The organism is Actinomadura montaniterrae (assembly GCF_008923365.1).
Lineage (GTDB): Bacteria > Actinomycetota > Actinomycetes > Streptosporangiales > Streptosporangiaceae > Spirillospora > Spirillospora montaniterrae.
Window position 1 is genome coordinate 33,096 of the sequence record NZ_WBMR01000068.1, and the last position, 10,724, is coordinate 43,819.

Consider the following 10,724-nt stretch of genomic DNA (forward strand, 5'->3'; position numbering starts at 1 on the left):
CCCTGTGGCCTACCGGCGGCCCCGGCGGACCCTCAGGTAGTCGCTGACGACGTACTCGCCGAGCCGGTCGGCGTCCGGCGCGAACACCCGGCCGCCGTTGCGGCGCGCGACCTCCTCCACGAACGACACCAGCCGCCGGTCGTCGGCCAGCATGAAGAAGTTCATCGTGGCGCCGCGCCGGGTCATCTTGTCGACCTCGGCGAGCGTCAGCACCAGCGTGTCGGTGGACGGCGGGTAGTCGAACAGCGAGCGGCCGTCCGGGCGCAGGTGCGCGGTCGGCTCCCCGTCGGTGACGACCAGGACGATCGGCTCGAAGTCGGGGTGCCGGTCCAGATGCCGGCCCGCGATCATCAGCGCGTGGTGCAGGTTCGTGCCCTGCACCATGTCCCAGTCGAGCCCGGCCATCTCCTCGGGGTGCAGCGTCCGCGCGTAGTTGGAGAACCCGATGATCTGGATCGCGTCCTGCGGGAACTTGCTGGTCACGAGGGTGTGCAGGGCCAGCGTGGTCTGCTTGGCCGCCGCCCACGTCCCGCGCAGCACCATCGAGTACGACAGGTCCACCAGCAGGCAGACGGCCGCGCCGGTGCGCCGCTCGGTCTCGTGCACCTCGAAGTCGTCGACGCCGAGCCGCACCCGCGCCGGACGCGCCGGACCGCGCGGGTCCACCGCGTCGGCGCCCACCGGCTCCAGCACCTCGGCCGCGGCGAGCGACTCCACGGACGCCGCCGGGACCGCGACGAGCCCCGCCGCCGCGCCGGGCGGAGGGCCCTCCATCGCGCTGCGCCGGATCGCGTTGCTGACCGTCCGGACGACGTCGAGGGGCTGCTCGTCGCCGAACCGCCACTCCCGGCTCGCCCCGGTCAGCTCGCCCGCCTGGCCGGCGTCGCGCTGGTCGTGGTCGCCCTGCCGGCCGGACGTCAGCTGCGAGAACACCCGGCGCAGCGCCGTCTCGCCGAGCCGCCGCACCGCCTTCGGCGTCAGCTCCAGCTTCCCGCGGTTGCGCCGCAGGTAGCCCTGCTTCTCCAGCTCCTTCTCCAGGCGGCGCAGCGCGTCGAGGTCGTCGACGGCCTGCCGGCCGAGCGCCCGCCGGACGGCGTCCTCGTCGATGTCGTCGAGCCGCGCCCCCGGGTAGTCCTGCCCGAGCGCCGCCTCCAGCTCCGACAGGTCGGCGAGTTCCGCCAGCGCGGTCGTCGCGTCGCCCATCCCGAGCGGGTTCTCGCCGTCCATCTGCTCCGGCTGGCCCCAGCCGAGGTCCGGACGGCGCGCGCGCAGCGCGTCACCGAGCCGCGTCATCTCCATGGCCAGGCCCGCGTCCTGCATGGCCTGCTCCATCAGCCCCGCCAGCTCGGCCCGCTGCTCGGGGCTGAGCGACGCGAGCAGCCGGTCCATCGCGGCGGCGCGGCGGGCGAGCTGGTCGACCAGCTCCTCCAGGTTCTCCGGACGGTCGGGGAACATGTCCCCGTACTCGTCCATGAACCGGTCGAAGTCGGCCTGGGTGTGCTCGCCCCGCGCGTCCTTCTCCAGCATCTCGTTCAGCGACGCCATCATGTCCTTGACGCGCTGCATCGCCGCCGGATCCTGGTTCTGCAGGGCCTGCTTCATGCCCTGGAACTGCGAGTCCAGCACCTCCCGCCGCAGCAGGTCCTTCAGCTGCTCGAACGTCTGCCGCGCCGCGTCGGACCGCCACTGGTAGTCCGACAGCCGGCGGATCGCCTGCGCGGTGTCGGACGGCAGCGCGTCCAGCTCCGCCTCCCGCAGCCGCGCGTCGTCGGACGGGTCCGGGAACAGCTCGGCCCGCTCCTGCCCGATCGCCGTGTCGAGCAGCGCCCGCGCCTCCTCCAGCGTGCCGTCGAGACGGCCCCGCTCGCGCAGCGCGCGCCGCCGCTCCCGCACCTCCCGCAGCAGGTCGTCGAGGCCGCGGCGGCCCTGCGCGTTCGGCAGCCCGCGGCGCAGCAGCTCCCGCAGCGCGTCGTCGGGACGGGTGCCGTCCAGCACCGAGTCGCCCATCGCGTCCAGCGCGTCGCGGACGTCGTAGGGCGGTGCGAGCGGGTCGGGCCCGTCCTCGTACGCGCCGTACCTGTACCGGCTCATCGAACCTCCTCGGACATGGCGCCTCCAGGACCCGCGCTCAGGTCCGGTACGTCGCCGTCCCGTCGGCCCGGCCGCCCTGCACGTCCTTGGACAGCCGCCGGGTCAGGAACAGCCCCTCCAGGGCGAACTCCAGCGCGGCCGCGGCCTGCTCGGGGGACTCCCCGGACATGCCGAGCCGCTCCATGATCTTGGCGAGGCCGGGCACCTGCCCGATCCGCCGCAGCAGCTCGGTGGAGGGCACCAGCTCGCCCGACTCGACGGTGTCGCCGGAGTCGAACTTGTCCAGCAGCCCGGACAGGTCGGCGGGGCCGAGCGTGCGCCGGTAGGTCTCGGCGACCGCGCGGCGCAGCAGGTGCTCCAGCACCTCCTGCTCGCGGCCCTCCTCGCTGACCTCGAACTCCACCTTGCCCATCAGCGACGGCACCACCGCCGGCAGGTCGCAGACCCGCGCGACGGCGCGCTCCTCGCCGGCCAGCGCCGCGCGCCGCACCGCGCCCGCCGCGACCGTCTCGGCGCCCGCCAGCGCGAACCGCGCCGACACGCCCGACCGCGCGTCCACCGCCGTCGACTCCCGGACGAGCCGGGTGAAGCGGGCGATGACCTCGATCAGGTGGTCGGGCACCTCGGCGGGCAGGCCCGCCAGGTCCGCGAAGTCGGACTCCTGCCGGATCAGCGCCAGCTCGGCGTCCAGCTCCAGGGGGTAGTGGGTGCGGATCTCCGCGCCGAAGCGGTCCTTCAGCGGGGTGATGATCCGGCCCCGGTTGGTGTAGTCCTCCGGGTTGGCGGACGCGACGAGCAGCACGTCCAGCGGCAGCCGCAGCGCGTAGCCGCGGATCTGCACGTCCCGCTCCTCCAGCACGTTCAGCAGCGCCACCTGGATCCGCTCGGCCAGGTCGGGCAGCTCGTTGATGGAGAAGATCCCGCGGTTGGTGCGCGGGACGAGGCCGAAGTGCACGGTCTCCGGGTCGCCGAGGGTGCGGCCCTCGGCCACCTTGATGGGGTCGACGTCGCCGATGAGGTCGCCGACGCTCGTGTCGGGCGTCGCGAGCTTCTCGCCGTAGCGGTCGTCGCGGTGCCGCCACTCGACCGGCAGCTCGTCGCCGAGCTCGGCGGCGAGCCGGCGGCAGCGCACGCACACCGGGTCGTAGGGATGGTCGTTGATCTCGCAGCCGGCCACCACCGGGGTCCACTCGTCCAGCAGCCCGACCAGGGTGCGGATCAGCCGCGTCTTGCCCTGCCCGCGCTCGCCGAGCAGCACGAGGTCGTGGCCGGCGAGCAGGGCGCGCTCGAGATGGGGGAGCACGGTGTCGTCGAAGCCGAGGATGCCGGGGAAGCGCGGCTCGCCGGATCTCAGCCGGGCGAGCAGGTTGCGGCGGATCTCGGCCTTCACCGATCGCTGGACGTGGCCGCTGGTGCGCAGCTCGCCCAGTGTGGTCTCGCGTGGTGTGGATGAACGCACGCGATCGACACTACGTCGCCGAAGCGCGCGATCGCACCCGTCCGCCGCGGATTCCTCGGCCCCCGCGCCCGGGCGCGCCGAGACCCGAGCGAGACCTCGATGTTGGGTCAGATGCGTCCGGCGGGGGAGACTGGGAGGTGTGATGCGACCCGGTGAACGGAGAGAGGGAGGCGGCGCCGATGGCGCGATTCGGTGACGGCCTGGCCCTCGGCCCCGATCTGTCCAGTGCCGCCGTGTCCGCGGTCGAGCAGGCGCTCGCGCCGCTGTCCGCGGCGCCCGACCTGGTCTGCGTCTTCATCTCCGGGGACGACCCGGAGGAGATCGCGGCCGCGGCGCGGCGCGCGGCGCTGGCCGCGGCGCCCGCGCTGGTGATCGGCTGCAGCGCGTCCGGGGTGATCGGCGGGGGCCGGGGCGTGGAGGACGCGGGCGCGGTCAGCGCGTGGGCGGCGGTGCTGCCCGGCGCGCGGCTGGAGGCGTTCCGGCTGGAGACGCTGAAGGCCGAGGACAAGCTGATCGTGGTCGGCATGCCGGAAGGGCAGGACGACGACGTGGTCGGGCTGCTGCTGGCCGACCCCTACAGCTTCCCGGTGGACGCGTTCGTCGAGCGCTCCGACGACGCGCTGCCCGGCCTCGCGCTCGTCGGCGGCCTCGCCGAGGCGGGCGAGCACGGCGAGGCGCGGCTGTTCGTGGACGGCGACGTGTACGAGGACGGCGCGGTCGGCGTGGTCATCGGCGGCGCCGTCAGCGCCGCGACCGTCGTCAGCCAGGGCGCCCGCCCGATCGGGCCCGACATGGTGGTGACGAAGGCCGACGAGAACGTGCTGTACGAGCTGGCGGGCGTGCCCGCGCTGGAGAAGCTGGAGCAGATCGTCCTGGAGCTGCCCGAGGACGAGCAGGAGCTGGCCGGCCGCGGCCTGCTGATCGGCGTCGCGATGGACGAGTACGCCGACGAGCACGAGCGCGGCGACTTCCTCGTCCGCGGGGTGGTCGGCGCCGACACCGACAGCGGCGCGATCGCGATCGGCGACGTGGTGGACGTGGGGCGGACCGTCCGGTTCCAGGTCCGCGACGCGGGCGCCGCGGAGGAGGAGCTGACCGCGCTGCTGGAGCGGTTCGACCTCGCGCCCGTCGAGGGGGCGCTGCTGATCTCCTGCAACGGGCGGGGGCAGGCGATGTTCCCCGACTCCGACCACGACGCCAAGGTGCTGGACCGGGCGTTCGGGCCGGCCGGGGTCGGCGGGTTCTTCGCCGCGGGCGAGATCGGCCCGGTCGCCGGGCGCAACCACGTGCACGGGTTCACCGCGTCCATCCTGGCGTTCGGCCGGGCGGGGGACCGGTGATGGCGGCTGCGGATCCGGCCGAGGCCGCGGCGGCGGGCGGCGGCAGGGCCGCGCCCGTCCTCGCGGTGGACATCGGCGGGACGAAGCTGGCCGCGGCGGTCGTCGAGCCCGGCGGGCGCGTCGTCGCCTACGACCGCGTCGCCACCCCGAGCGGGGAGGGGCTGGACGCCGAGGGCCTGTGGCGGACGCTCCAGGGCCTGCTCGACAAGGTGCACGCCGACGCGGGCTCGCCGGCGCTCGCGGGCGTCGGCTGCGGCTGCGGCGGCCCGATGACCTGGCCCGCCGCCGAGGTGTCGCCGCTCAACATCCCGGCCTGGCGCGGGTTCCCGCTGCGCGAGCGGCTCCGCGACCGGTACCCGGGGCTGCCCGTCCGCGTCCACAACGACGCCGTCTGCGTCGCGATCGGCGAGCACTGGCGCGGCGCCGGGCGCGGGCGCAGCAACCTGCTCGGCATGGTGGTGTCCACCGGCGTCGGCGGCGGCCTGATCCTCGGCGGGCGGCTCGTGGACGGCGCGAGCGGCAACGCGGGGCACATCGGCCACGTGGTCGTCGAGCCGTCCGGGCCGCCGTGCGAGTGCGGCGGGCACGGCTGCCTGGAGGCGATCGCCCGCGGCCCCGGGCTGGTCGCCTGGGCGCGCGGGGAGGGCTGGCGGCCCGGCGGGCAGGACGTCACGGGCGTCGAGCTGGCGTCCGACGCGCGCCGCGGCCACCCGGTCGCGGTCGCCGCGATGCGCCGCGCGGGGCACGCCATCGGCGTCGCGATCGCGTCCGCGACCCACCTGTGCGACCTGGACGTCGTCGCGATCGGCGGCGGCGTGTCGCAGGCGGGCGCGCTGCTGTTCGACCCGGTGGAGGAGGCGTTCCGGGCGCACGCGTGGATGGCCTTCGCGCGCAAGACGCAGATCGTCCCGGCGGCGCTCGGGCAGACCGCCGGGCTGATCGGCGCCGCCGCGCTGGTCTTCGCCGCGGACCGCTACTGGAACGTGCGGGACTGAACCGGGCGGGACCGAACCGGGCGGGGCCGAACCGTGCGGGCCGGGGCCCGGTGCCGCCCGTGGGAAGATCGTGGCATGAGTGCCGTCTTCATCGACGAAGTACGCGCCGCACGGGACCTCCTGCGCGACGTGGCGGTGCCCACCCCGCTGATCTCCTCCCGGGTGCTGTCGGAGCTCATCGGCGGGCCGGTGCTGCTGAAGTGCGAGAACCTGCAGCGCACCGGCTCCTTCAAGATCCGCGGCGCGTACGTGCGGATCGCCCGGCTGAGCGCGGACGAGCGGGCCCGCGGGGTCGTCGCCGCCAGCGCCGGGAACCACGCGCAGGGCGTCGCGCTCGCCGCGTCCATGCTGGGCTGCGCGTCGACGGTGTTCATGCCGGTCGGCGCGCCGCTGCCGAAGATCGCCGCGACCAAGGGGTACGGCGCGCAGGTGCGGTTCCCCGGCCCGACCGTCGACGACTGCCTCGTCGCCGCGCAGAAGCACGCCGAGGAGACCGGCGCGGTCTTCATCCACCCGTTCGACCACCTCGACGTCGTCGCCGGGCAGGCGACGATCGGGCTGGAGATCCTCGAGCAGTGCCCGGACGTCGCGACCGTCGTCGGCGCGGTCGGCGGCGGCGGGCTGATGTCGGGCGTCGCGGCGGCGGTGAAGGGCGCCGCGAAGGAGCTCGGCCGCGACTCCGGCGTCAAGGTCATCGGCGCGCAGGCCAAGCGCGCCGCCGCGTTCCCGCCGTCGCTCGCGGCCGGGCAGCCCGTCCGCGTCGAGCTGCAGCCCACCATGGCGGACGGCATCGCCGTCGGCCGTCCAGGCGACATCACCTACGGGCTGGTCAGCGAGCTGGTCGACGCCGTCGTCACGGTGACCGAGGAGTCGATCTCGCAGGCGCTGCTGCTGTGCCTGGAGCGCGCGAAGCAGGTCGTCGAGCCCGCGGGCGCGGCCGGGGTCGCGGCGCTGCTGGAGCACTCGTACGCGGTGAAGCCGCCGGTCGTCGTGCTGCTGTCGGGCGGCAACATCGACCCGCTGCTGCTGTCGAAGGTGCTGCGGCACGGCCTGGCGGGCGCGGGCCGGTACCTGGTCGTCCGCTGCCGCCTGAAGGACCGTCCGGGCGCGCTCGTCACGCTGCTGAGCGAGCTGGCCGAGCTGGGCGTCAACGTGCTGGACGTGATGCACGAGCGGGTCGCCGCGCGGCTGCACGTCGAGGAGGCGGAGGTGCTCATGCACCTGGAGACCCGCGGCGCCGACCACTCCGAGGACGTCATCGGCCGCCTCCGCGCCAAGGGCTACACCCTGACGCTGAGTTGAATTGCAGCGCCCTTGGCGGTCGGGCCCTGGGGGCCCTCCCTTCAACGGGCACTGCGTGCGATCGCTGCATCGCTCCGGCTCGCCCAGGGGCTCGCTGCGCGATCGGATTCTCGCTTCGCTCGAATCCGGCTTCGCTCGCGATCGCGACGCTCGGGGTCGTTAACGGCTGAGGAGACCGCTGCGGAGGGAGCGGGCGGGCCGCGCCCTCCGCAGCGTCGGTCAGAGGGCCGGCTTGCCCTCGGAGTAGAGCCACTTGGCGGCCCAGTCGCTCACGTCCTTGTGCCCGATCTGCTGGGCGAACGCGACGAAGTCCTTCGTCGAGGCGTTGCCGTAGCGGTAGCGGGCGGGCCACGCCTTCAGCAGCTTGAAGAACGCCTTGTCGCCGATGGTCTGGCGCAGCACGTGGATCGCCATCGCGCCGCGGTCGTACACCAGGCCGTCGAAGATGTGGTCGCGGCCCGGGTCGGCGACCTTGCCCTTCCACAGGTCGTCGCTCGCCGGGGTCGCGTAGTCGTCGTCGAAGGCCTGCTGGACGGTCTTGCCTCCGTGCGCGGCGCCGTACAGCCACTCCGAGTACGTCGCGAAGCCCTCGTTCAGCCAGATGTCCGCCCACCGCTCCGGCGACACCGAGTCACCGAACCACTGGTGGCCGAGCTCGTGCGCGAGGAGGTCCCCGGACGGGATCGCGCCGGGGTGGCGGCCCAGGTCGTACACCGGGCGGCCCTGCGTCTCCAGCGCGTAGCCGACGCCCGCCTTCACCGTGACGCCGCCGGTGGAGGAGTACGGCCAGCGGCCGTACAGCCCGGACTCGAAGTCCACGACCTCGGCCGTCTGCTGGTTGAACTTCTTGGCGTCCGCCGCGGAGATCGCCATCGCGCGGTCCGTCGCGGTGAGGTTCGGGACGCCGCCCTTCGTGCGCCCGGTGACCACGTCGTACCTGCCGAACGCGACCATGGCCAGCTCGCTGGCCATGGGGCTGCGCATCTCCCAGCGGGTGGTGGTCAGCCCGGCCTTGGTGCGCTTGTCCGTCAGGTCGCCGTTGGCGAGCGTGGTGAGGTCCTGCGGCGCGGTGAGCGTGAACGAGTACGTCGCCTTGTCGGTCGGGTGGTCGTTCACCGGGTAGACGGTGGCGGCGCCGATCGGCTGGTTCAGCATGATCCCGCCGTCGGCCGTCGGGATCCACCCGGAGACGCCCAGCGCCGGGTCGTTGATGGTCTGCGGGACGCCGGAGTAGACGGCGCGGACCTGGAACCGGCGGTGCTCGCGCAGCCCCTTCCGCGGCGTGATCACCAGTTCCTGCGCGCCGGAGCGCGTGTAGGCGGCCTTGTGGCCGTCCACGGTCAGCGAGGAGATCTTCAGCGGGCCCTGGAAGTCCAGGTCGAACCGCGACAGGTCCTGCGTGGCGCGCGCGGTGACGGTGGTGACGGCCTGGATCGCCTTCGTCTTCGGGTCGTAGCGGAGCGCGATGTCGTAGTGGGAGACGTCGAATCCGCCGTTGCCCATGTCCGGGAAGTAGGGGTCGCCGGCACCGGGCGCGCCCGGGGTGAACCGCACGGCGTCGGCGCCGGCGGGGGCCGCCGCCGACACCATGAGGCCCGCCGCGGCGCCGAGCACCACGGCGGCAAGAGCTCTGGGGGTTCTGCTCATCGATCTCGTCCTCGGGTGAGACGACACAAGTGGATCAAGAATTTCCGCTGCCGGGGCGGTGTTCAAGCGCGTTTCCATCTCGAATTCGTTGGTCCGGGACGGATTTCGCGGCGGAACCGGAACGGGGGCCGGCGGTACGGGCTGTGGACAAGGCGCCGCCGCCCGCCGCTCCGGCGAGCCGACCAGGGGGCCGCCCGCCGCGGACGGCGGACGGTCCGGAAGGTCCGTTCACTGCTGGATGGTGCCGTACGCGCGGCCCGCGGGTGCGGGAACCGGGCCGCATTTTCCGAGACCGTTGCCGTCCCTAGGTCACTTCGCGGGGCGGCCCTTGCGGTACAGCCAGGCGTCGAAGAACGCGTCGAGCTTCTTGCCGGACACCTCGTTCGCCAGCGCGATGAACTCCTTCGTCGTGCCGGTCGAGTACTTGTGCTGCTTCGTCCACGTCTGCAGGAGCTTGTAGAACGTCGGCTCGCCGATCCGGCTCCGCAGCGCGACCAGCGTCATGCCGCCCCGGTCGTACACCGAGCGGCCGAACATCTGGCGGCGGCCCGGGTTGCCCGGCGGCACGTCCCACAGCTCGCCCGCCGACCCCTCCCGGTACCGCTCGTCGAACTGCTGCTGGACGCTCGGCCCGCCGGACTTCTCGCCCCACAGCCACTCGGCGTACGTCGCGAAGCCCTCGTTCAGCCAGATGTCCTGCCAGCGGCCGACGCTCACGCTGTCGCCGAACCACTGGTGCGACAGCTCGTGCGCGACGACCGTCGGCTGCAGCCCGAACGCCCCGTACACCGGGCGGGTCTGGGTCTCCAGCGCGAAGTCGACCTGCGCGTTGTCGATCAGCCCGCCGGCGGAGTCGAACGGGTACGGGCCGAACAGCTTCGACCACTGGTCGATGACGTCGGCGTTCAGCTTGGCGAACGCGTCCACGTTCACGCCCGGGACGCTCGGGTCCACCGCGGTGATCACCGGCTTGCCGTCGGCGGTCTTGCCGGTGCGGACCGCGAACCGGCCGACGTCCACGGTCGCCAGGTACGTCGCCATCGGCTCCTTGACGTGCCAGGTCGTGGTGGTCGTGGCGCGGCGGTCGGCGGCCGGCACGACCGACGGGCCGCCGTTCGGGGACCCGCCGCCGGGCGACTCCCCGCCGCCCGGACCGCCGCCCGAGCCGCCGCCGGGCGCGCCGGGGAGGCCGGGCGTGCCGCCTCCGTCCGAGCCGGTCACCGGCGTCGTGGGCTCGCCGTTGGCGATCGCCGTCAGCCCCTGCGGCACCGTGACCTCGAAGTCGAACGTGGCCTTGTCGCTCGGATGGTCGTTGGCGGGGAACCAGGTGTGCGCGCCGCTCGGCTCGCAGGCGATGAACACCCCGTCGGACGTGCGGACCCACCCGTAGGTGCCGAGGATCGGGTCGGAGATGGTGCGCGGCGTCCCCGAGTACTTCACCACGGTGGTGAACTTCGCGCCCTTCGCCAGCTCCTTGGCCGGGGTGACCTCCAGCTCGCTGCCCGCCCGCTGCTGCCGCGCCGGCTTGCCGTCGACGGTGATGGACGAGATCGTCAGGCCGGTCAGGTCCAGGTTGAAGCGGCCGAGCCGCTCCTTGGCCGTCGCCGTGATCGTCGCCGTCGCGGTCAGCTCGGTGGACGCGTCCGGCGTGATGTTCAGCTTCAGGTTGTAGTTCTGGACGTCGTAGCCGCCGTTCCCGTCGCCGGGGACGTACGGGTCGCCGGCGGTGGTCGGCCCGGCGGGGCCCGCGGCGGCGGCCGAGGACGGCCCGGACCCCGACTTCCCGTGCCCGATGGAGACCTCGCAGGCGGCGGTCAGCGAGCCCGCGACGGCGAGCGCGGCCAGCCCGGCGGTGCCGCGCAGCGCGCCGCCGCCGCGGAGCGCGAGGCC

Annotated in this window: 7 protein-coding genes; 3 read left to right on the forward strand and 4 right to left on the reverse strand. The window is 74.0% G+C overall.

The window, feature by feature from the left end; all coding sequences use genetic code 11:
• Window positions 1-9: 9 nt before the first annotated feature.
• Together F9B16_RS23030 and F9B16_RS23035 are read right to left on the reverse strand one after the other, a co-directional pair.
• Window positions 10-2,091 (reverse strand): vWA domain-containing protein, encoded by a 2,082-nt coding sequence (locus F9B16_RS23030; RefSeq protein ID WP_151542183.1) that lies wholly within the window; start codon window positions 2,089-2,091, stop codon window positions 10-12.
• Between the two features lie 37 nt (window positions 2,092-2,128).
• Entirely contained in the window at window positions 2,129-3,550 is a 1,422-nt protein-coding gene (locus F9B16_RS23035; RefSeq protein WP_151542184.1) for a sigma 54-interacting transcriptional regulator, read from the reverse strand.
• A 179-nt stretch (window positions 3,551-3,729) separates the two neighbouring features.
• Between F9B16_RS23035 and F9B16_RS23040 the strand changes: the two genes are divergently transcribed.
• The 3 genes from F9B16_RS23040 (at window position 3,730) to ilvA (ending at window position 7,187) form a co-directional block, all read left to right on the forward strand.
• Entirely contained in the window at window positions 3,730-4,890 is a 1,161-nt protein-coding gene (locus tag F9B16_RS23040) for an FIST signal transduction protein (RefSeq protein ID WP_151542185.1), read from the forward strand.
• A complete protein-coding gene (locus F9B16_RS23045; RefSeq protein WP_151542186.1) occupies window positions 4,890-5,885 on the forward strand; it encodes an ROK family protein in 996 nt (331 codons plus the stop codon). The genes F9B16_RS23040 and F9B16_RS23045 overlap by 1 nt, the downstream gene beginning before the upstream one ends.
• A 75-nt stretch (window positions 5,886-5,960) precedes the next feature.
• Window positions 5,961-7,187: a threonine ammonia-lyase gene (ilvA, locus tag F9B16_RS23050; RefSeq protein ID WP_151542187.1), complete on the forward strand. Its 1,227-nt coding sequence runs from the start codon at window positions 5,961-5,963 to the stop codon at window positions 7,185-7,187.
• A gap of 219 nt (window positions 7,188-7,406) precedes the next feature.
• On the opposite strand, the gene F9B16_RS23055 is transcribed toward ilvA, so the two are convergent.
• Together F9B16_RS23055 and F9B16_RS23060 are read right to left on the reverse strand one after the other, a co-directional pair.
• Entirely contained in the window at window positions 7,407-8,834 is a 1,428-nt protein-coding gene (locus tag F9B16_RS23055; protein ID WP_151542188.1) for a M1 family metallopeptidase, read from the reverse strand.
• Window positions 8,835-9,143: 309 nt separating this feature from the next.
• Window positions 9,144-10,724: M1 family metallopeptidase (locus F9B16_RS23060; RefSeq protein WP_318839253.1), on the reverse strand; the 1,581-nt coding region annotated here is incomplete at its 5' end.

Bases quoted from the DNA above. Each gene is read 5' to 3' on its own strand.
- F9B16_RS23030 (WP_151542183.1), bottom strand. From the start codon at position 2,091: ATGAGCCGGTACAGGTACGGCGCGTACGAGGACGGGCCCGACCCGCTC.
- F9B16_RS23040 (WP_151542185.1), top strand. From the start codon at position 3,730: ATGGCGCGATTCGGTGACGGCCTGGCCCTCGGCCCCGATCTGTCCAGT.
- F9B16_RS23045 (WP_151542186.1), top strand. From the start codon at position 4,890: ATGGCGGCTGCGGATCCGGCCGAGGCCGCGGCGGCGGGCGGCGGCAGG.
- ilvA (WP_151542187.1), top strand. From the start codon at position 5,961: ATGAGTGCCGTCTTCATCGACGAAGTACGCGCCGCACGGGACCTCCTG.
- F9B16_RS23055 (WP_151542188.1), bottom strand. From the start codon at position 8,834: ATGAGCAGAACCCCCAGAGCTCTTGCCGCCGTGGTGCTCGGCGCCGCG.